We start from the raw sequence: 19,450 nt of genomic DNA, 5'->3' as shown, positions 1-19,450 counted from the left end.
TCAAAGACCCGTCCGTCCCGATTCGTTCGGCTGCGGGTCGGTGGGGGTTGATCGCGCAGTTCCCCGCGCCCCTAAGGGGGCGCTCCAGCCGGGCGGAGTTCGCAACGGCGAGCCGCTTCGCCAGCTTGCGCGGCGGCTCCCGCCCGACCCGCCCAGCTGCAGGCATGCGCGTCGTTGGGCGGTGCCCGCCGAACCCACCCAGCTGCGGGCATGCGTGCCGCTAAGGGCGGCTCCCGTCCCACTGAGAGCGGCACCCCGTACAGCGCCGGGCTGCGCGACCCACCCCCGCCTCGGCACTCAGAGGGCCGACGGGTCCTGGGGGCCCCGGCCCGACAGGACCTCCCCGTACGCCTGCATCAGGTCCGGCAGGCGCAGCGTCGACAAGTCGTCGCGGGTCAGCATCCCTGGGTACACCGACAGCCGCAGATCCCTGTACGCACAGCTCTTCTCGTACAGCGTCCGCAGGAACCGCCCGTTCCCCAGTTCGTCGATCCACCCCTGGTCGACGACGTGCCCGGCGATCGAGCGCAGCTCGTCCAGCGCCTCCTCGTCCCACACATCTCCGTTCTCCGCCGCCAACACCTCCCCGATGGAGGTGAGTTCCAGCGGCCGGTACGAGGGGAAGTCGACACGGGTCGTGAAGCGGGACGACAGGCCGGGGTTCGCGGCCAGCAGGCGGTCCATGCCCTCCGGGTAGCCGGCCAGGATCACCACCAGGTGGTCCCGGTTGTCCTCGGCCCGCTTCAGCAGCACCTGCAACGCCTCGTCCCCGTACGCATCCCCCTTGCCGTACCCGGAGTTGGAGAGGGAGTACGCCTCGTCGACGAACAGGACGCCCCCGATCGCGGAGTCGATCAGCTCGTTCGCCTTCACCGCCGTCTGGCCGAGATACTCGCCCACCAGGTCCGCCCGCTGCGCCTCCACCAGATGGTCGCCGCCCAGGAGTCCGAGTGCGTAGAACACCCTGCCCAGGATCCGCGCCACCGTCGTCTTGCCGGTGCCCGACGGGCCCGAGAAGACGAAGTGCCGTTTCGGCGGCTGTACCGGCAGCCCCTGCCCCGCCCGCAGCCGCGCCATGTTCAACTGGGCCGACAGCGCCTTCACTTGGCGCTTCACCGGCTCCAGGCCCACCATCCGCTCCAGCTCGGCCAGAGCCTCCTCCAGCAGCGCCGGATCGGTCGGACCGGTCGGCAGCGGCTGTACGGGCAGCGCCGCCTTCTCTCGCACCGAGTCCGTCGCCGACGGCAACGGGGCGCCCGGCGGCGGGAGTTCGGGCTCAGACAGCTTCAGGTCGCGGCCCTCGCCGCCGAACAGGGGGTCGATGCCGTCCGGGCTTTCGAGCAGCTCCTGCCCGATGCCGGTGAGCGTGATCGCCGCCAGGTCGGCCGCCTCGTCGTACCCGTCGCCCTCGGAGATCGCCGCGAGCCGCGCCGAGGTGTCCATGAACGCGGGGTCCACGCGATGCACCGCCCGGTACAGGGGGAGTGCCGCCGCCGAGCGGCCCGTGCCCTCGTGGGCCCGCGCCAGCCAGTACCGCAGCTCCTTGCGCTGCGGCTGTTCGCTGCGACAGCGCATCAGTGCCGCCGAGAGGAGCGGTTCCGCCTGGCCGTACATCTCCAGGCGCACCCGGGCCATCCCGCCGAACAGACCCGCCTCGATGCCCAGCATCGCGTCGTTGATCAACGGGTCGGTGTGCCGGACCAGTTGCTCCCAGTCCTTGACGAGATAGGCGCGGCACGCGTGCAGGAAGCGGACCTGCGGGTCGGTGTCCACCGGCGGCAGTCCTGCCAACGCCCGGTCCAGCTCGGGCACATGGCGGCCGTCCAGCCAGTGCGAGGCGTGCGCGAGCAGCAGATCGCGCGGGCTTTCGAGCACCGGCTGCACCCACCAGCCCAGCCAGTACCAGGAGTTGAGGGTCCGGCGGTGACGCGAACGCTGCTCCCCGAAGCGCTCCCGGTGCCGGAACATCCGTAGCAGCGCGGTCGTCGTGTCGACGCGCAGCGCATGCAGTCCGAGCCAGCCGTCGGCCATCCCGGGATCGATCCGCACCGCGGTGCGGAACTCCTCCTCCGCCTGCGGATAGGCGCCCATCGTGTAGGCGTCCACACCTCGCAGCCAGGCGAGGTCGGCCGGGGCCTCGGGGCCCTGCGTGCCGAAGTCCATCACGTCCCCCACAAACCGTGCCCCCGATTGCCTCTCCGACGGGCCGGTGCCCGTCGGCAGCTTGGTCGAACCGCTGTGCCGCGGACGGGAGTTGCAACGGTGCGCAGAGCAGCCGTCCGAGTCGCACCGAGGGCATCGTACCTGCGCTTCACGTGCCCGCAGCAGGGTGCCGCACAGGACGTTTCACGAGGTGGGAGCAGATGGGGCGCACTCGACACGGTCACCGAGGGTGAACAGAAAACGCCTCGTGACGGCCGGAAAACGGGGTGCGGGCAGAACGAAGCCCCCGATCACGGGGGAACAACCGGGGGCTTCGCGACTGCGGGCGGCAACGAATGGCCGCACATTCAGAACGTAAGTCCTGTACGGCCAGTCGGTCAAGCCGAGTTGGGGCGCGCGGGCCGGTTGAACGGCAAGGGTCTTCACAAGTTCAGCACACAGCCGACGGCCCGTCACGGTGAGTGAGAATCTGGTCTGATCCAACGGTCCCGGCAGGTCCCGGCAGCACCTCGTACCCCTCGCGGCACTGCCGTACCAACAGGTCGGCGAACGGACGCGAGGGGTCCGCGGCGAAGTGCCGACGCTCCGCGCCGACCCACCCGGCCCAGAAGTCGCTCTGGTCCGCTCCGTCCCGCAGCCGCCCGCGCGCCCAGGCCTCCTCGTCGGCCACCTCCATCCACAACAGCCGCGCCAGGAACGGCCGTAGCGCCCGCCGCCCGGCCCCGACCCCCTCCACCAGCACCACGGGCGCGGCCGGCAGCTCCCTGGGCGGTCCGAAGCGCCGGGACACCCAGTCGTAGGGGGCGTAGGAGGCGCTCTCGCCGCGCCGCAGCGGCTCGATCACCTCGCTGACCAGGCGCCGCGTCCACGCGAACAGCTCGTCGTGGGTCGCGATGTCGTCGAGGTGCAGCACGGGCACCCCGCCGAGCGCCGCGGCCAACCGCCCGGCGAACGTGGTCTTCCCGGACCCCGCGTGTCCGTCGACGGCGATCAGCCGGACGGGGCCGCAGGAGGGCGGCAGGCGGCGCAGGGCGCGTGCGAGGTCGTGGATGACGGTTCCCGGAGGGCGATGGGATTCGGACATATTGGCGAGGTCCATTCTAGGGACCGGTCGGGCACCATCACGATCCACGGCGCAGGTCACGCCAATGGTCGAGACCAATATTCGTCCGCGTGGCACGGCTCGAAGTGCTGGCATGAGCCGGTCACCGGCGGCCATAGTTGGCGCACATCCGTGTACCGTCCCGCCCGCCTAGGACACCTGGGGGTCACCCGCCCATGAGCAGAGCCGAACAGCCGTCCCGCAGGAGCGTCCTCGCCGCGGCGGTCGCCGCCGCCGTCGCGGGCAGCGCCGGCCCGGCCGCCGCCGACACCCCGGACGCGACCGGCCGCGAGGCCGAGGCCGATCCCGTCCGCACCGTCGACAACCGCGCCTGGACCTCGTACGCGGACTGGTGCGCCGGCACCTTCAAGGGCACCCGTGCCGTCGCCGGTACGCGGCCCGGGGTCGTGATCGGTACGCCGGCCGGCACGGTCGACTACACCGATCCGCACACCGGAAAGACGGCCGCCTGGGAGTACGCGACCTGGACGTCCCCCGTGCACCGGCTCGCGGTGCCCGCCACCGAGGCCATCGCCTCCTGGAACGCGCGCACCCCGGCCGGCACCTGGCTCCAGATCGAGCTGACCGGCACGTACTCCGACGGCACCACCACCCCCTGGTACGTCATGGGCCGCTGGGCCTCCGGCGACCAGGACATCAAGCGGACCTCCGTCGACGACCAGACCGACGACAAGAGCACCGTCTGGACCGACACCTTCGCCATCGACGACCCGGCCACGGGCCTGCGCCTGGTCTCGTACCGGCTGCGCCTGACCCTCCACCGCAAGCCCGGCACCACGGCCACGCCCACCGTCTGGCGCGCCGGCGCGATGGGCTCCGACGTCCCGGACCGCTTCACCGTGCCCGCGTCGACGCCCGGCCCGGCGAAGGAACTGGTCGTCCCGCGCTACTCGCAGGAGATCCACAGCGGCCAGTACCCCGAGTACGACAACGGCGGCGAGGCCTGGTGCAGCCCCACCTCCTCGCAGATGATCATCGAGTACTGGGGACGGAAGCCCACGGCACAGCAGCTGGCCTGGGTCGACCCGGCCTACGCCGACCCGCAGGTGTGCCACGCGGCCCGCTTCACCTACGACTTCCAGTACGGCGGCTGCGGCAACTGGCCCTTCAACGCGGCCTATGCGGCGACCTACCAGGACTTCCAGGGCGTGGTCACCCGGCTCGGCTCGCTCACCGACCTGGAGGCGCTGATCGCGGCGGGCATCCCGGCCATAACGTCCCAGTCGTTCCTCAAGACCGAGCTGACGGGGGCCGGTTACGGCACCTCCGGCCACCTGATGACCGTGATCGGCTTCACCGCCGACGGCGACGTGATCGCCAACGACCCGTTCTCGGCGACGAACGAGGCCGTGCGCCGGGTCTATCTGCGGCGAGAGTTCGAGAACATCTGGCTGCGGACCAAGCGGTACAACGCCAGTGGCAAGGTCGTCTCCGGCACCGGCGGCGTCTGCTACCTGTACTTCCCGGCCCGGCCGACCGCCGCCCAGCTCGCCGCCCTCACGGCGGTGGGCGTGCGCTGAAACCGAAGAGACCGAAGAGAACACAGCCCCCGGGAGACCGGGGGCTGTCCGTTTTCGGTGGGATGTGACCAACGTCTCCGCCATGAAAGCCCCGATGAATGGCAAGGTGGACAGAACGGTGGGGGGAGTCCATCGCACACCGACCTCAGCGAGATGCCATGACCGCGAGCACTGCCGCAGCCCCCGCCCGCACCCGCACCGGCGGCCCCCAGGAAGACGGCCCGAAGATCTTCGAGCACGTCATGGGCTGGACCTTCGTGGTCGTGCTCGCCATGCTCGTCGCCCAGCTCGGCCTGCTCTGAGCCGGTGCGATCAGCCCTGAATCGGGCGCCTGCGCCCTCGATCAGAGTCGAACGTGCAGGTGGCTCAGGTCTGCCATACTTCGGATGTCCCGCCCGCAGTTGGAGACCAGGGCCCCAAATTGAACAGTAGTCGACAGCCTGCCGCCGAACGCCCGCGGGCGCGCGGCACCGACCGCTCTCTGGCGCGACGCGCCGAACTCATCGCCATCGGACGGAAACTGTTCGCCGATCGGTCGTACGACGCACTGTCGATGGACGACATCGCACGTCAGGCACAGGTCGCCAAAGGGCTGATCTACTACTACTTCCAGTCGAAGCGCGGCTACTACCTCGCCATCGTCGAGGACTCGGTCGCCGACCTGGTCACCTTCGCGTCCAGCGGCCTCAGCCACGCCCCCGTGGACCGCGTGCACCGCACCATGGACGCCTACCTCCGCTTCGCCGAGCACAACCAGGCCGCCTACCGCACGATCGTCAGCGGCGGTGTCGGCTTCGACACCGAGGTGCACGCCATCCGGGACGGCGTGCGCGAGGCGATCGTCGCGACCATCGCCGAGGGCGCGTACGGCCGACAGGACATCGGCCCGCTGGCCCGCATGGGCCTGTTCGGCTGGGTGTGCAGCGTGGAGGGCGCCACCCTCGACTGGATCGACCGCCCCCAACTGCCCCGGGACGTCATGCGCGAGCTCCTCGTGAAGATGCTCGGCGGTGCGCTGCGTGCCATCGAGGAACTCGACCCGGCGTACGTGACACCGGAACCGGCCCGCCGGGACAACTGACGGCAGAGGGGCGGAAGCTCGTGGCTCCCGCCCCCCCAACCACCCTTCGGGTGGGTCTACTTGATCGCCCTGATCAGCTCACCGTTCGAGGTGTCGCCGCTCAGCTCCCAGAAGAACGTGCCGCCCAGGCCCTGCTGGTCCTTGTACGCCATCTTCGTGCGGATGGTCGCCGGGGTGTCGTAACTCCACCAGTCGCTCCCGCACTTGGCGTACGCCGTCCCGCCGACGGTGCCGGTCGCGGGGCACGTGGTCTTGAGCACCTTGTAGTCCTCGAAGCCCTCCTCGTACGTACCCGCCGCCGGGCCGGTCGCCGTGCCGCCGGGCGCCGACTGCGTGACGCCGGTCCAGCCGCGCCCGTAGAAGCCGATGCCGAGCAGCAGCTTCGAGGCCGGGATGCCGAGGCTCTTGAGCTTCGCGATGGTCGCCGAGGTGTAGTTGCCGGCCTGCGGGATGCCGGGGTACGAGTTCAGCGCCGAGTGCGGTGCCGTCGGCCCGGTCGCCGCCCAGGCGCCGAAGTAGTCGTACGTCATCGGGTTGTACCAGTCGACGTACTTGGCCGCGCCCGCGTAGTCCGCCGCGTCGATCTTGCCGCCGGAGGTGGCGTCGGCCGTGATCGCCGCCGTGATCAGGTTGCGGGGGCCGAACTTGGCCCGCAGCGCCGCCATCACGTTCTTGAAGGCCGCCCGGCCGCTGGTGTCACAGGTCAGGCCGCAGGCGTTCGGGTACTCCCAGTCGATGTCGATGCCGTCGAACACATCGGCCCACTGCGAGTTCTCGACCAGGTCGTAGCAGGACTGCGCGAACGCGGCCGGGTTCTGCGCGGCCTCGCCGAAACCGCCCGACCAGGTCCAACCGCCGAAGGACCAGAGGACCTTGAGGTTCGGGTGCTTCCGCTTCAGCTCGCGCAGCTGGTTGAAGTTGCCGCGCAGCGGCTGGCTCGCGGTGTCGGCGATCCCGTCCACCGACTCGGCGGCGGTGTACGCCCGGCCGATCGCCGCGTCGGCGTCGCCCATCGCGCACTTGCCGCCGGTGACGTTGCCGAAGGCGTAGTTGATGTGGGTCAGCCGGGTGGCCGAACCGGACGTCTCGATGTTCTTGACGTAGTACGCGCGGTCGTTCGTGCCCCATTCGGTGAAGTAGCCGAGAACCTTGGAGCCGGCTTTCGGGGCGTGCTTCGCGGCGGCTTCCGAAACCGGCTGCGCTGTCTGCGCGGCGGTCGCGGTGCCCGCGCCGGCCAGCAGTCCGGCGCCGAGAACGGCACAACACGCGGCGGACACAAGGGCCTTGAAGCGGACGCGGGGGAGGTGCGGTCGGTGCATCGGGCTTGTCTCCTCGGAGGGGAGGGGAGCGTGGGGACGGTGTTGTCGGGAACTGCGGGCACAGTAAATGGACTAGACCACTGTGGTCAATGGTTCGGACCAATCCTGGAGCGAGGTCGATGTCGGGGGATGTGATCGAATAAACGCTCGTTAACCGGTGACGCCGTGCCGCCGATCGGGCATACTCGCAGCTCCACAGCCGTTCGCCGACCGCTTCCGCGACCCGGAAGAGCCAGCATCGGCCGTGACAAGTGAGACCGGCGGACGCCCCCTACTCGGGCGCGCGTGTGCCGTCGCGCCCAACAGGGAGGAGAGCGTCGACATGCCCGACCACGCCCCGCAGCCGGTGGAACGTCAACTGCCCACGGACGAGGCCCGGGACCTGATCTCGCTCGTCCGCGACATCGCCCAGCGCGAGATCGCCCCGAAGGCGGCCGAGGAGGAGGACGCCGGACGCTTCCCGCGCGAAGTCTTCGCCCTGCTCTCGGAATCGGGGCTGCTCGGCCTTCCGTACTCCTCCGACCACGGCGGCGGCGACCAGCCGTACGAGGTCTACCTCCAGGTCCTCGAAGAGCTGGCCGCGGCCCGCCTCACCGTCGGACTCGGCGCCAGCGTGCACACCCTGTCCTGTCACGCCCTCGCGAGCTACGGCACCAAGGAACAGCAGGCCGAACACCTGCCCGCGATGCTCGGCGGCGGCCTCCTCGGCGCGTACTGCCTCTCCGAACCAGCGTCCGGCTCCGACGCCGCCTCCCTGAGCACAAAGGCCGTCCGGGACGGCGACGACTGGGTGCTCACCGGCACCAAGGCCTGGATCACCCACGGCGGCATCGCCGACTTCTATACGGTCATGGCGCGCACGGGGGAGGAGGGCCCGCGCGGCATCACCGCGTTCCTGGCCCCGGGCGACGCGGCCGGTCTCAACGCCGCAGCTCCCGAACGGAAGATGGGCCTCAAGGGCTCACCCACCGCCCAGATCAACTTCGACGGGGTTCGGCTCGACGCGGGCCGCCGCATCGGCGAGGAGGGGCAGGGCTTCGCGATCGCACTGTCCGCGCTCGACTCCGGGCGCCTCGGCATCGCGGCCTGTGCGATCGGCCTGGCCCAGGCGGCACTCGACGAGGCGGTGGCCTACGCGACCGGGCGCCGGCAGTTCGGACGGCCGATCTCCGACTTCCAGGGGCTGCGCTTCCTGCTCGCCGACATGGCCACGCAGATCGAGGCGGGCCGCGCGCTGTACCTCGCGGCGGCACGGCTGCGCGACGCGGGGCGGCCGTTCGCCAAGCAGGCCGCCATGGCCAAACTCCTGTGCACCGACGCGGCGATGAAGGTCACCACGGACGCGGTCCAGGTGCTCGGCGGCTACGGCTACACCGCGGACTTCCCGGTCGAGCGCTACATGCGCGAGGCCAAGGTCCTGCAGATCGTCGAGGGCACCAACCAGATCCAGCGGATGGTCATCGCCCGTCACCTCGCGGGTCCGGAGACGCACTGAACGGATCGACCACGATCCCGAGCCCGGCCGGCGGCGCCGCGAGCCGGACCCACTCCGGGTCGTAGCGCCCCGGCAGAGTGCGGCCGCGGTCGGCCCAAGTGCGCAGCAGAGCACGGTAGATGGGCGGGTCGGGCGGAGCCGGTGGGCTCAGTCGGCCCTGCGGAACCGATTCGCCCTGGCCGGAGTCGTAGAGGCCGGAGTCGTAGAACTGGCGCGAACGTCCCAGCGCCGCGTACGTGGGGGTCGTCATGCCAGGGCAACGCGGTGACGGTCGGTCAGGTCACCGCGCCCCGGATTCGGCCCTGAGTTCGCCCCTCGGGGCGCGCACGCCGGACCCGCACCACGGCACAGACGTGCGAGCTGTGGTGCAGGGACAGTCAGGAGGTTCGAGCGGATGCGCTCAGGCGGCGTCGCGCCGCATCTCGGGGACCCGCATCGGGCGTGAGCCCGGGCCGCCGACGTGCGAGAAGGGCTGGGTCCGCCAGTCGAGTCCCTGAGGGAGCGTCAACAGCAGGGCGGTGTGCTGCTCCTGGGGCTTGGCGGACTCGTCGTCCGTGGGCCGGGCATCGGCCGCCGCCCGGCCCGTACCGGCGCAGACCGTGAGCCCGAACGGGTTCCACGGCGAAGCACACAGCGCGTGCTCCGGCAGGATCTCCTCGTCCGCGAGCAGCGCGATGGGCTGCGCGCAGTCCGGGCAGATCACCCGGAACATCTCGAAGGTGTCGTAGTCGTCGAGTTCCTCGCCATCGAGTGCGTCGGGTTCGACGCCCTCCGGCTCGGGTTCGACGACCAACTGGGGCCTCTTGGGCGCGGTGCGACCAGGGCGCTTAAGACTCTGCATGGGTTACTCCCCCTCGGGCTGGGCCGACAAGGCGCTGCGGCCTCGACCACAGCAAGCACTTCCCGCCCCGTCTCGGCGGTAATCACGAGACCATCACGGAGCATGTTCGAGGGCTGTGGCGTTCGTCACATGCCGCTCGCAGGTGCCCGTGGCGTTGCTTTTGTCCCTCAGTCGGCTCACAGGACGCTCCTCGTCACATCACGAACAGGGCATGACCTGCACCGCTCAGGTATCGGAGGAGATCAACCGCACTGTAGGTTCTGCGCCATGGAGGAGCTGGACCGACAGATCGTGCAGCTGCTCGTCAAGGACGGGCGGATGAGTTACACCGACCTGGGCAAGGCCACGGGCCTGTCCACGTCTGCCGTGCACCAGCGGGTGCGCCGGCTGGAACAGCGTGGCGTCATCCGCGGTTACGCCGCGGTCGTCGACCCGGAGGCCGTGGGACTGCCCATGACGGCCTTCATCTCGGTGAAACCCTTCGACCCCAGCGCCCCGGACGACATCGCGGAACGCCTCCGGGACGTCCCGGAACTCGAGGCATGCCACAGCGTGGCGGGCGAGGAGAACTACATCCTCAAGGTCCGCGTGGCCACCCCCCACGAGCTGGAGGAACTCCTGGCCAGGGTCCGCACCCTGGCAGGCGTCTCGACCCGCACGACGGTGGTCCTGTCCACACCGTACGAGGCGAGACCTCCGAAGATCTGACCATCTGACGTCGGCCCCGGCTGAGGGCAGTCGGCCCCGCTCCGCCCCGCTGCGGGCAAGCGTTCCCGGTACCGCCACCCCGCCCCGCTGCGGCCAGGCATCCCGCGCAAGCGCTGCGAGGCAGCGGCTCCGCACCGCCCACCGCTGTGGGCAGGCGTTCCGCAGGGCGGAACGGGTGGGCACAGCCCACAGCGCCGGGCACCGCGACAACCCGCCCCAGGTGCAGCGCCGGTGAGGTCACGCGGGAAACTGTCCTCATGAGTGAACGCCCAGCCCAGCCCGACACCGTCCTCCTCCGCGGCGGCGAAGTCCACAGCCCCGCAGACCCCTTCGCGACCGCGATGGTCGTCGAGCGAGGCCACATCGCCTGGGTCGGCTCGGAAGGCGCCGCAGACGCCTTCGCGGGCGCGGCGGACGAGGTGATCGACCTCGACGGCGCCCTCGTCACCCCGGCGTTCACCGACGCACATGTGCACACCACCGCCACGGGACTCGCCCTCACCGGCCTCGACCTCTCCGACGCCCCCTCCCTCGACGCGGCCCTCACCCTCGTACGAGAGTTCGCCGCCGCCCGCCCGGCCGACCGCGTCCTGCTCGGCCACGGCTGGGACGCCGCCCGCTGGCCCGGCGGCCGCCCGCCGACCCGCGCCGAACTGGACGCGGCCACCGGTGGACGCCCGCTGTACCTCAGCCGGATCGACGTCCACTCGGCGGTTGTGACGACGGCACTGCTCGACCTGGTCCAGGGCGACACCGGCCGCCCCGACGCCCCGCTGACCGGCGACGCCCACCACACGGTCCGGGCCGCCGCCCTGGGCGCGGTGACCCCGGCACAGCGCACCGAGGCCCAGCGGGCCGCCCTCGCCCGCGCCGCCTCGCTCGGCATCGGCTCCGTCCACGAGTGCGCCGGGCCGGAGATCTCCTCGGAGGACGACTTCACCGGGCTGCTCCGCCTCGCCGCCGAGGAGCCTGGCCCCCGCGTCGTCGGCTACTGGGCCGAACAGGATGTCGAGAAGGCCCGTGCCCTGGGCGCGCTCGGCGCCGCCGGTGACCTGTTCGTCGACGGCGCCCTCGGCTCCCACACCGCCTGCCTGCACGAGCCGTACAGCGACGAGGACGGCCACACGGGCACCGCGTACCTGGACACCGCCGCCGTCGCCGCCCATGTCGTCGCCTGTACCGAGGCGGGCCTCCAGGCGGGCTTCCACGCCATCGGGGACGCCGCCGTGACCTCCGTGGTCGAGGGCGTCCGCGCCGCCGCCGAGAAGGTCGGCCTGCCCCGGATCCGCGCCGCCCGGCACCGCGTCGAGCACGCCGAGCTGCTCACCCCCGAGACCATCGCCGCCTTCGCGGAACTGGGCCTCACCGCGTCCGTACAGCCCGCCTTCGACGCCCTGTGGGGCGGTGAGGACGGCATGTACGCCCAGCGCCTCGGCGCGGACCGCGCGCGTGCCCTGAACCCCTTCGCGGCCCTCCTGAAGGCCGGCGTCCCGCTCGCCCTGGGCTCGGACAGCCCCGTCACCCCGCTGGACCCCTGGGGCACGGTCCGCGCCGCGGCCTTCCACCAGACCCCGGAGCACCGCATCTCGGTCCGCGCCGCGTTCACCGCCCACACCCGGGGCGGCTGGCGGGCCGTCGGTCGCGACGACGCGGGCGTCCTGGTGCCGGGCGCGCCCGCGGACTACGCCGTGTGGCGCACCGGCGCCCTCCTCGTCCAGGCCCCCGACGACCGGGTCGCCCGCTGGTCCACCGACCCCCGCTCCGGTACCCCGGGCCTGCCCGATCTCACCCCGGGCGCCGACCTTCCCGTCTGTCTGCGCACGGTGGTGGGCGGACGAACGGTGTTCGTACGGCCGGGCGAGTGATCTCCCGGGGTGGCGCGGTACGGATCGATGGCCGACACGCCGTCGCGCGACCTGCGTATCCTCGGCGTTGACCAGGCGATTGAGGAAAGAACCGCAGGTCAAGCAGCTGTTGACAGCCGACGGCAGGTGGCCGGTAGGTTCGGCCGGGTCCACCACCGGACGCCCGACCGGGGAACCTCCGAGCAGTCGCCGCAGCGCCGCTGGGTCAGGGATGGTGTGCCGCACCGGCGCACCGTCACTGGCAGCCAGGCCCAGCGCCCGCGCCACGGCGACGGAACGTTCCACCCGGCCGGCAAGGTGTGACCCGGGTGGGGCCCGGACGTCCAGTAGACAACGGCTTTCGGTCGACCCGCAGCCAGCGGGTCCCAGGTCGGCCCGAAGGGCGCCGGGCCCCGATCCGCAGTGCGCACAGGTGACGAAGCGGACTCCTTACCCGTCTCTTCCCGAATAGACACCCCTGTACGAACGTGCCGACGTTTCGGCGCAGGCTGCGGCCACTATGGTGGACCTCTGCGTACGGACTTGAAGGGGCAGCAGTGAACGACGGCGACGGGACCCTCGCGGCAGAAGCCCAGGGGCGGCGGTTCGGCCCGCTCGGCACGGCCTTGGTGATCATTCCGACCTACAACGAGGCGGAGAACATCAAGAAGATCGTGGGCCGGGTGCGCGAGGCCGTCCCCGACGTCCACGTTCTCGTGGCGGACGACAACAGCCCCGACGGCACCGGCAAGCTCGCCGACGAACTGGCCGTCGACGACGACCAGGTCCAGGTGCTGCACCGCAAGGGCAAGGAAGGGCTCGGTGCCGCCTACCTCGCGGGCTTCCGCTGGGGCATGGAGAACGGCTACGGCGTCCTGATCGAGATGGACGCGGACGGCTCCCACCAGCCCGAGGAACTGCCCCGCCTGCTGACCGCCCTCAAGGGTGCCGACCTGGTCCTCGGCTCCCGCTGGGTGCCCGGCGGCCGGGTGGTCAACTGGCCCAAGTCCCGCGAGTTCATCTCCCGTGGCGGCAGCCTCTACTCCCGGGTCCTGCTCGACGTACCCATCCGGGATGTCACCGGCGGCTACCGTGCCTTCCGCCGCGAGACCCTCGAAGGCCTCGGCCTCGACGAGGTCGCCTCGCAGGGCTACTGCTTCCAGGTCGACCTGGCCCGTCGCGCGATCAGGGCCGGCTATCACGTCGTCGAGGTGCCGATCACCTTCGTCGAGCGCGAGCACGGCGACTCCAAGATGAGCCGAGACATCCTGGTCGAGGCGCTCTGGCGGGTCACGACGTGGGGCGTGGCGGAGCGAGTGAACAAGGCCCGCGGCAGGACCAGGAAGCCGTAGCGGCCCGTCCCGGACATACCGGTACGACTTCACAGGCTCCGTTGATCATCTGCTTATCCCGTGCTGAGCCCGGCCCAGGCACACTGGACGTATGACGACTGGCGCACCGATTCCCACATACCCCGCCCGGCCGCGGCGTTCCCGGCTGCGCACCTTCCTGCCGCTGGGCATCGCCGCCTGGCTGGTGCTGGAGATCTGGCTGCTGACCGTGGTCGCCGGCGCGGCGAGCGGCTTCACGGTCTTCCTGCTCCTCGTCGCCGGCTTCGTGCTCGGTTCCGTGGTCATCAAGCGGGCCGGCCGCCGGGCCTTCCGCAACCTCACGGAGACGCTGCAACAGCAGCAGGGCGGCATGCCGACGGCGGCCGCGGCCCGCCCCGGCGGCAGCGAGGGCAACGGCCTGATGATGCTCGGCGGCCTGCTGCTGATGCTGCCCGGTTTGATCTCGGACGCGGTGGGCCTGCTCCTGCTGATTCCCCCGCTCCAGAAGGCGATCAGCCGCTACGCGGAACGCACCTTCGAACGCAAACTGAGGGAGGCGACCCCGGGCACCCTGGGCGACGCCTTCCAGCAGGCCCGTATGCACCGCCCGGACGGCAAGGTGGTCCCGGGCGAGGTCATTCGCGAGGACGGCACGGACGCACGGGGCGAGCAGCGCCCGCCGCTGAACAGTTAGCTGGGATCACCGGTCGGCGGGCTGGGATTTCCAGCCCGTCCGGCGTTTGAGGACGAGCCCGAAGGGCGAAGGGGGTCTGGGGCGCAGCCCCAGGAACCGCAACCCCCACGGACCCGCCACGAAAACGCAAAACCGCAGGCACCGTACGCAAACCTCACGTACGGCACCCGCGGTGTCACGCGTGCGTTGTATGCCGCCCAGCCCCCGGAGGGACTATGCGGACTTGCGGCTGTCCCGCGGATGTACCGCGATGTTCATCGCTCCGGAGCGGAGTACGGCCAGTCGCTCCTCAAGGACCTCTTCGAGTTCCTCGCGGGTGCGCCGCTCCATCAGCATGTCCCAATGCGTACGCGCGGGCTTGGCCTTCTTCTCCTCAGGGCCGTCGCCGTCCACGAGGAGTGCCTGGGCCCCGCAGACCTTGCACTCCCACTCCGGCGGGATCTCCGCCTCGACCGAGAAGGGCATCTCAAAGCGATGCCCCTTCTCGCATGCGTACTCCACGGCCTGGCGCGGGGCCAGGTCGATGCCGCGGTCCGTCTCGTAGCTGGTCACCACGAGGCGCGTGCCGCGAAGAGCTCGCTCACTCATGAATCGTGCCTCCCGGGCTTGTCGCCCACAGGACAGGTGTCGCTGTCGTCGTCATCCGGTCAACGTCCGGTCGGCGGTAAAGATTCCCGTCCCGTGTCCCGTTTCGGGTCATGCGTCGCCGTCGTAGCCGCCCCTTGTTGTACCCACCAGCGCCCGGTTTGTCACATCTGCAAGCAGATGTCACCCAGCGTTTCATCATCTTTGACGCGCAGTAACGGTACGCCTGGCAGGCCAACGGCGTACACTACCGCTCTTTTGCCGTGGATGCTAAATCCTTTCGGGAACGGGATTGCCCGCGTCGCGGATCGCCCGGCCCACCGGAACCCGCGCGAGCAGCGCGAACCCGAGGACGAAGAAGGCCACGAGCGAGATGATCGCGTCCCGGTAGCTTCCGGTCAGTTGATAGGTGATCCCGAACAGAAGTGGACCGAGCCAGCTCATACCCCGGTCGCTCATCTCGTACGCCGAGAAGTATTCGGCCTCTTTGCCGGGCGGCACCAGATGCGAGAACAGCGACCGGGACAGGGCCTGGCTGCCGCCGAGGACCAGGCCGATCCCGGCGGCCAGCACGAAGAACCACACCGGAGCGCCGGCCGGCAGGAAGTACCCCGCCGCCAGGGTCACCGTCCACGCCACCAGGGATCCGAGAATCGTCCGCTTGGCCCCGTAGACCCGGGCCAGTCGGCCCATCGCCAGCGCTCCCGCCACCGCGAGCACCTGCACCAGCAGGATCGCCCCGATGAGCGTGGACTGGCCGAGCCCGAGTTCCTCGGAGCCGTACACCGAGGCCTGGGAGATCACGGTCTGGATGCCGTCGTTGTAGACGAGGTAGGCGAGCAGGAAGGAGAGGGTGAGCGGGTGGCGGCGCATGTCGCGGACGGTCGCCGCGAGCTGCCGCAGCCCCGGGGAGGTGGGCTCCTTCGGCGCGCCCTCCTCGGCGGCGGCCCGGCGGTCGCGGAGCCTGCGCAGGGGTACGAGGGTGAAGGCGCCCCACCACAGGCCCGCCGAGGCCAGACAGATGCGGACGGCCATGCCTTCGGAGAGCCCGAAGGAGTCGTGGGCCGTGTACAGCACCAGGTTGGCGACGAGGACCAGGGCGCCCGCCGCGTAGCCGAACGCCCACCCGCGCGAGGAGACCGCGTCGCGCTCCTCGACCGGGGCGATCTGGGGGAGGTAGGAGTTGTAGAGCATCATCGAGACGGACAGGGCCGCGTTGGCGACGACCAGCAGCAGCCCGCCGAGCAGATAGCGGTCGCCGTCGAGGAAGAACATGCCTGTCGTCGCCGTGGCGCCCACGTACGCGGCGGCCCCCAGCAGCGGCTTCTTCCGGCCCGTGCGGTCGGCGGCGGCGCCCACCAGGGGCATCACCAGCACCGCCACGATGATCGACAGGGACACCGAGTACGCGAAGTACGAGCCCGCGCGCACCGGTATGCCCAGCGGATGCACGAACCCGTCCGCGTCGGCCGCCTCTTCGGCGACCGACGTCAGATAGGGGCCCAGGAACACGGTGAGCACGCTCGTCGAGTAGACGGAGCACGCCCAGTCGTAGAAGTACCAGCCGCGCTGCTCGCGCTTGCGCCCGGCGGCTTCGTCGGCCGCCTCGTCCCGCACGGTGTCGGTACCCACCCGTGCCCCTCGCTTTCCCCGTGAAGGCGGTGCGCGCGGGGCGTCAGAACCAGGTGCCCCGGTCCTCCAGAACCTTGCGCAACGTGTCGATGTGATCGGTCATGATGCCATCGACTCCCAGGTCCAGGAGCCGGTGCATGCGATCGGGATCGTTGACCGTCCACACATGGACGTGCAGCCCGCGCGCGTGGGCGGTGCGCACGAAGGCCCGGTCGACCACCGGGATGCCCGACTGCGACTCGGGAACCTGGGCCGCGACCGCCGACCGGCGCACCCCCACGGGCACACCCCAGGAGCGCAGCCGCAGGTTGAGGACGCCCCGGGTGCCGTACGAGGTCGCCAGCCGCGGACCCGCGAGCCGCTGGGCGCGCACCACGCGTGCCTCGGAGAAGGAGCCGACACAGATCCGGTCCCAGCACCCGGTGCGCTCGATCAGATCGAGCAGCGGGCGCAGCGCGGGCTCGGCCTTGACGTCGACGTTCCAGCGCGCCTCGGGAAAGGCTTCGAGCAGGTCCTCGAAGAGGGGCACCGGTTCGCTGCCCGCCACGCGCGCGTGCTGTACGTCGGACCAGGGGAGGTCCGCGATCAGGCCGCCGCCGTCCGTCACCCGGTCCAGCGTCGAGTCGTGGAGGGCGACGAGTTTTCCGTCCGCCGTGCAGTGGACGTCGGTCTCCAGGTAGCGGTAGCCCGCGTCGACCGCCCGCCGGAACTGGAGCATCGTGTTCTCCAGCCCGTCCGCCGCTCCGCCCCTGTGGGCGAAGGGGATCGGGCCGGGATGGTCGAGGTAGGGATGGCGTATCCGCGTGGTCACGGTCGCAGTATCGCCGCTTCCGGTTGACCGGCGGCAACGGCCGGGCTGCGGTCCGATGCCGCCGGGGCGGCGAAAACGCGCAGGAACAGTTGTGCCAGCGGTCCGATCGCCACCGCGTACAGCACCGTTCCGACCCCCACCGTGCCGCCCAGGACGAAGCCCGTCGCCACCACCGCCAGCTCGATCGCCGTACGCACGAGGCGGATCGAGCGGCCGGTGCGCCGGTGGAGGCCGGTCATCAGGCCGTCGCGCGGGCCCGGGCCGAAGCTCGCCGCGATGTACAGGCCGGTGGCCACGCCGTTGAGGACGATTCCCGCCACCAGGAGCGGGACGCGGGCGGCGAGAGCGTGGGTGTCGGGGACCAGGGCGAGCGTGCCGTCCATGGCGAGGCCGACGACGAAGACGTTCGAGACCGTGCCCAGGCCCGGGCGCTGGCGCAACGGGATCCACAGGAGCAGCACGGCGGCCCCCACGAAGATCGACACGACGCCGATGGTCAGCCCGGTCAGCTCGGCCAGCCCCTGGTGCAGCACGCCCCAGGGCTCCAGACCGAGGCCCGATTCGACGAGCAGCGCCGAGCTGGCGCCGTACAACGCGAGACCGATGTAGAGCTGGATCAGCCGTCGCCCGAGACGGTCCTGCGCCGACAACGAACTCACGAGCTGCCCCCTGTGGTGGTAGTGGCCTGGCACATGACACCCTGTGGCTTGGGAATCAATCGCATCCATGGCCAATTAGGGGAAGGTGGACTGATTCGGATGGTGCAGTGGACTTCGGCGGTGGGTACCGCGCAGCTCGCTCGGCTGCTCACCTCTCAGCAGGACCGTCCCGCGGGTCCCGGCACCCGCCGTCCGCCCGCCTACCGCTCACTGGCCGACGGCATCCGCCTACTGGTCCTGGAAGGCCGGGTTCCGGTCGCCGCCCGCCTCCCCGCCGAACGCGAGCTGGCCCTCGCACTCTCCGTCAGTCGCACCACGGTCGCCGCCGCCTACGAGGCGCTGCGCGCCGAGGGCTTCCTGGAGTCCAGACGAGGCGCGGGCAGCTGGACCGCTGTACCCGCGGGTAACCCACTTCCCGCGCGCGGGCTCGAACCGCTGCCCCCTGAGGCGCTCGGTTCGGTGATCGATCTCGGTACGGCGGCCCTGCCCGCGCCCGAGCCCTGGCTCACCCGCGCCGTCCAGGGCGCCCTGGAGGAACTGCCCCCGTACGCGCACACGCACGGCGACTACCCGGCCGGGCTGCCCGCGCTGCGCGCGATGATCGCCGAGCGGTACACCGCGCGCGGGATCCCCACCATGCCCGAACAGATCATGGTGACGACCGGCGCGATGGGCGCCATAGACGCGATCTGTCATCTCTTCTCCGGCCGGGGCGAACGCATCGCCGTGGAATCGCCTTCGTACGCCAACATCCTCCAGCTGATGCGGGAGGCGGGTGCCCGGCTCGTGCCCGTCGCGATGGCCGAGGGGCTCGCCGGCTGGGACCTGGACCGCTGGCGCCAGGTCCTGCGCGAGGCGGCGCCCCGGATCGCGTACGTCGTCGCCGACTTCCACAACCCCACCGGCGCCCTCGCCGACGAGGACCAGCGGCGCCAGCTCGTGGACGCGGCCCGGTCGGCGGGCACGGTGCTCGTCGCCGACGAGACGATGACCGAGCTGTGGCTGGACCCGGACGTGGAGATGCCGAGGCAGGTGTGCGGCTTCGACCCCGCCGGGTCCACGGTCATCACGGTGGGTTCGGCGAGCAAGGCATTCTGGGCCGGGATGCGCATCGGCTGGGTCCGGGCTGCTCCGGACGTGATCCGCAGCCTGGTCGCCGCGCGCGCCTACGCGGACCTGGGCACCCCCGTACTCGAACAGCTGGCCATCAACTGGCTGCTGAGCACGGGCGGCTGGGAGCAGGCGGTCCAGATGCGCCGCGAACAGGCCCGCGACAACCGGGACGCGCTGGTCGCGGCGGTACGACGGGAGCTGCCGGACTGGGAGTTCACGGTGCCGCGGGGCGGGCTCACGCTGTGGGTGCGTACGGGTGGGCTGTCGGGGTCGCGGCTCGCCGAGGCGGGGGAGCGGGTGGGGGTACGGGTGCCCTCGGGGCCGCGCTTCGGGGTCGACGGGGCCTTCGAGGGGTATGTGCGGCTGCCGTTCACCGTGGGGGGAGCGGTGGCGGACGAGGCGGCGGTTCGGTTGGCTGCGGCGGCGCGGATTGTGATGAGCGGGGGGTCAGGGGGAGGGGAGTCCCCGCGCACGTTCGTGGCATAGCTGCGGGCATGCGTGCCGCTAGGGGCGGCACCCGTCCCACAGAAG

19 protein-coding genes are annotated in these 19,450 nt (G+C 71.1%); 10 read left to right on the top strand and 9 right to left on the bottom strand.

Annotation, left to right across the window (positions count from 1 at the left end; translation table 11 throughout):
• Window positions 1-297 precede the first annotated feature (297 nt).
• Together ACFYXF_RS49340 and ACFYXF_RS49335 are read right to left on the bottom strand one after the other, a co-directional pair.
• Complete coding sequence (locus ACFYXF_RS49340) at window positions 298-2,163, bottom strand: AAA family ATPase (RefSeq protein ID WP_389360491.1); 1,866 nt, start codon at window positions 2,161-2,163, stop codon at window positions 298-300.
• A 430-nt stretch (window positions 2,164-2,593) separates the two neighbouring features.
• Entirely contained in the window at window positions 2,594-3,247 is a 654-nt protein-coding gene (locus ACFYXF_RS49335) for a uridine kinase (RefSeq protein WP_389360489.1), read from the bottom strand.
• A gap of 194 nt (window positions 3,248-3,441) precedes the next feature.
• On the opposite strand from ACFYXF_RS49335, the gene ACFYXF_RS49330 reads away from it, so the two are divergent.
• From ACFYXF_RS49330 to ACFYXF_RS49320, 3 genes are all read left to right on the top strand, one after another.
• Window positions 3,442-4,806 (top strand): peptidase C39 family protein, encoded by a 1,365-nt coding sequence (locus ACFYXF_RS49330; RefSeq protein ID WP_389360487.1) that lies wholly within the window; start codon window positions 3,442-3,444, stop codon window positions 4,804-4,806.
• A gap of 158 nt (window positions 4,807-4,964) precedes the next feature.
• Window positions 4,965-5,108, top strand: coding sequence for an SCO1431 family membrane protein (locus ACFYXF_RS49325; RefSeq protein ID WP_369032076.1), 144 nt, complete (start codon window positions 4,965-4,967; stop codon window positions 5,106-5,108).
• Between the two features lie 119 nt (window positions 5,109-5,227).
• Window positions 5,228-5,887: a TetR/AcrR family transcriptional regulator gene (locus ACFYXF_RS49320; protein WP_389360484.1), complete on the top strand. Its 660-nt coding sequence runs from the start codon at window positions 5,228-5,230 to the stop codon at window positions 5,885-5,887.
• A gap of 56 nt (window positions 5,888-5,943) precedes the next feature.
• Here the strand turns inward: ACFYXF_RS49320 and ACFYXF_RS49315 are convergent, their stop codons facing one another.
• Entirely contained in the window at window positions 5,944-7,206 is a 1,263-nt protein-coding gene (locus ACFYXF_RS49315) for a glycoside hydrolase family 18 protein (RefSeq protein ID WP_389360482.1), read from the bottom strand.
• Window positions 7,207-7,528: 322 nt separating this feature from the next.
• Between ACFYXF_RS49315 and ACFYXF_RS49310 the strand changes: the two genes are divergently transcribed.
• Window positions 7,529-8,701, top strand: coding sequence for an acyl-CoA dehydrogenase family protein (locus ACFYXF_RS49310; RefSeq protein ID WP_389360480.1), 1,173 nt, complete (start codon window positions 7,529-7,531; stop codon window positions 8,699-8,701).
• On the opposite strand, the gene ACFYXF_RS49305 is transcribed toward ACFYXF_RS49310, so the two are convergent.
• Both ACFYXF_RS49305 and ACFYXF_RS49300 read right to left on the bottom strand, forming a co-directional pair.
• A complete protein-coding gene (locus tag ACFYXF_RS49305; protein WP_389360478.1) occupies window positions 8,664-8,951 on the bottom strand; it encodes a hypothetical protein in 288 nt (95 codons plus the stop codon). The two genes, ACFYXF_RS49310 and ACFYXF_RS49305, sit on opposite strands and share 38 nt — an antisense overlap.
• A 150-nt stretch (window positions 8,952-9,101) precedes the next feature.
• Window positions 9,102-9,542: a hypothetical protein gene (locus tag ACFYXF_RS49300; RefSeq protein ID WP_389360476.1), complete on the bottom strand. Its 441-nt coding sequence runs from the start codon at window positions 9,540-9,542 to the stop codon at window positions 9,102-9,104.
• Window positions 9,543-9,809: 267 nt separating this feature from the next.
• On the opposite strand from ACFYXF_RS49300, the gene ACFYXF_RS49295 reads away from it, so the two are divergent.
• From ACFYXF_RS49295 to fxsA, 5 genes are all read left to right on the top strand, one after another.
• The gene (locus ACFYXF_RS49295) at window positions 9,810-10,250 is read left to right on the top strand and encodes an Lrp/AsnC family transcriptional regulator (RefSeq protein ID WP_053740313.1); all 441 of its coding nucleotides are present in this window, start codon (window positions 9,810-9,812) and stop codon (window positions 10,248-10,250) included.
• Between the two features lie 257 nt (window positions 10,251-10,507).
• Window positions 10,508-12,115: an amidohydrolase gene (locus ACFYXF_RS49290; RefSeq protein WP_389360473.1), complete on the top strand. Its 1,608-nt coding sequence runs from the start codon at window positions 10,508-10,510 to the stop codon at window positions 12,113-12,115.
• Window positions 12,116-12,142: 27 nt separating this feature from the next.
• On the top strand, window positions 12,143-12,418 hold the full coding sequence (locus ACFYXF_RS49285; RefSeq protein WP_389360471.1) for a hypothetical protein: 276 nt from the start codon (window positions 12,143-12,145) through the stop codon (window positions 12,416-12,418).
• A gap of 233 nt (window positions 12,419-12,651) precedes the next feature.
• Window positions 12,652-13,446: a polyprenol monophosphomannose synthase gene (locus tag ACFYXF_RS49280; RefSeq protein ID WP_389360469.1), complete on the top strand. Its 795-nt coding sequence runs from the start codon at window positions 12,652-12,654 to the stop codon at window positions 13,444-13,446.
• Window positions 13,447-13,537: 91 nt separating this feature from the next.
• Window positions 13,538-14,119 (top strand): FxsA family membrane protein, encoded by a 582-nt coding sequence (fxsA, locus tag ACFYXF_RS49275; RefSeq protein WP_389360467.1) that lies wholly within the window; start codon window positions 13,538-13,540, stop codon window positions 14,117-14,119.
• Window positions 14,120-14,332: 213 nt separating this feature from the next.
• Here the strand turns inward: fxsA and ACFYXF_RS49270 are convergent, their stop codons facing one another.
• The 4 genes from ACFYXF_RS49270 to ACFYXF_RS49255 form a co-directional block, all read right to left on the bottom strand.
• The gene (locus ACFYXF_RS49270) at window positions 14,333-14,707 is read right to left on the bottom strand and encodes an RNA polymerase-binding protein RbpA (protein ID WP_003977404.1); all 375 of its coding nucleotides are present in this window, start codon (window positions 14,705-14,707) and stop codon (window positions 14,333-14,335) included.
• Window positions 14,708-14,974: 267 nt separating this feature from the next.
• Window positions 14,975-16,336 carry an MFS transporter gene (locus ACFYXF_RS49265; RefSeq protein WP_389360465.1) on the bottom strand — a complete coding sequence of 454 codons (1,362 nt, stop codon included), beginning with the start codon at window positions 16,334-16,336 and terminating at the stop codon, window positions 14,975-14,977.
• 43 nt (window positions 16,337-16,379) lie between these two features.
• The gene (locus tag ACFYXF_RS49260; protein ID WP_389360463.1) at window positions 16,380-17,147 is read right to left on the bottom strand and encodes a glycerophosphodiester phosphodiesterase; all 768 of its coding nucleotides are present in this window, start codon (window positions 17,145-17,147) and stop codon (window positions 16,380-16,382) included.
• The gene (locus tag ACFYXF_RS49255) at window positions 17,144-17,797 is read right to left on the bottom strand and encodes a YitT family protein (RefSeq protein WP_389360524.1); all 654 of its coding nucleotides are present in this window, start codon (window positions 17,795-17,797) and stop codon (window positions 17,144-17,146) included. Before ACFYXF_RS49255 ends, ACFYXF_RS49260 begins: the two co-directional genes overlap by 4 nt.
• A gap of 108 nt (window positions 17,798-17,905) precedes the next feature.
• Here ACFYXF_RS49255 and ACFYXF_RS49250 point away from each other — a divergent pair, with 108 nt between their 5' ends.
• On the top strand, window positions 17,906-19,405 hold the full coding sequence (locus ACFYXF_RS49250) for a PLP-dependent aminotransferase family protein (RefSeq protein WP_389360461.1): 1,500 nt from the start codon (window positions 17,906-17,908) through the stop codon (window positions 19,403-19,405).
• The last annotated feature ends 45 nt before the right edge of the window (window positions 19,406-19,450 follow it).

This window comes from Streptomyces sp. NPDC002680 (genome assembly GCF_042889145.1).
Classification (GTDB): Bacteria; Actinomycetota; Actinomycetes; order Streptomycetales; family Streptomycetaceae; genus Streptomyces; species Streptomyces adonidis.
This window is presented reverse-complemented; position numbering and strand designations above follow the sequence as displayed.

Bases quoted from the DNA above. Each gene is read 5' to 3' on its own strand.
- ACFYXF_RS49340 (WP_389360491.1), bottom strand. From the start codon at position 2,163: ATGGACTTCGGCACGCAGGGCCCCGAGGCCCCGGCCGACCTCGCCTGG.
- ACFYXF_RS49335 (WP_389360489.1), bottom strand. From the start codon at position 3,247: ATGTCCGAATCCCATCGCCCTCCGGGAACCGTCATCCACGACCTCGCA.
- ACFYXF_RS49330 (WP_389360487.1), top strand. From the start codon at position 3,442: ATGAGCAGAGCCGAACAGCCGTCCCGCAGGAGCGTCCTCGCCGCGGCG.
- ACFYXF_RS49325 (WP_369032076.1), top strand. From the start codon at position 4,965: ATGACCGCGAGCACTGCCGCAGCCCCCGCCCGCACCCGCACCGGCGGC.
- ACFYXF_RS49315 (WP_389360482.1), bottom strand. From the start codon at position 7,206: ATGCACCGACCGCACCTCCCCCGCGTCCGCTTCAAGGCCCTTGTGTCC.
- ACFYXF_RS49310 (WP_389360480.1), top strand. From the start codon at position 7,529: ATGCCCGACCACGCCCCGCAGCCGGTGGAACGTCAACTGCCCACGGAC.
- ACFYXF_RS49305 (WP_389360478.1), bottom strand. From the start codon at position 8,951: ATGACGACCCCCACGTACGCGGCGCTGGGACGTTCGCGCCAGTTCTAC.
- ACFYXF_RS49300 (WP_389360476.1), bottom strand. From the start codon at position 9,542: ATGCAGAGTCTTAAGCGCCCTGGTCGCACCGCGCCCAAGAGGCCCCAG.
- ACFYXF_RS49295 (WP_053740313.1), top strand. From the start codon at position 9,810: ATGGAGGAGCTGGACCGACAGATCGTGCAGCTGCTCGTCAAGGACGGG.
- ACFYXF_RS49290 (WP_389360473.1), top strand. From the start codon at position 10,508: ATGAGTGAACGCCCAGCCCAGCCCGACACCGTCCTCCTCCGCGGCGGC.
- ACFYXF_RS49285 (WP_389360471.1), top strand. From the start codon at position 12,143: ATGGCCGACACGCCGTCGCGCGACCTGCGTATCCTCGGCGTTGACCAG.
- fxsA (WP_389360467.1), top strand. From the start codon at position 13,538: ATGACGACTGGCGCACCGATTCCCACATACCCCGCCCGGCCGCGGCGT.
- ACFYXF_RS49270 (WP_003977404.1), bottom strand. From the start codon at position 14,707: ATGAGTGAGCGAGCTCTTCGCGGCACGCGCCTCGTGGTGACCAGCTAC.
- ACFYXF_RS49250 (WP_389360461.1), top strand. From the start codon at position 17,906: ATGGTGCAGTGGACTTCGGCGGTGGGTACCGCGCAGCTCGCTCGGCTG.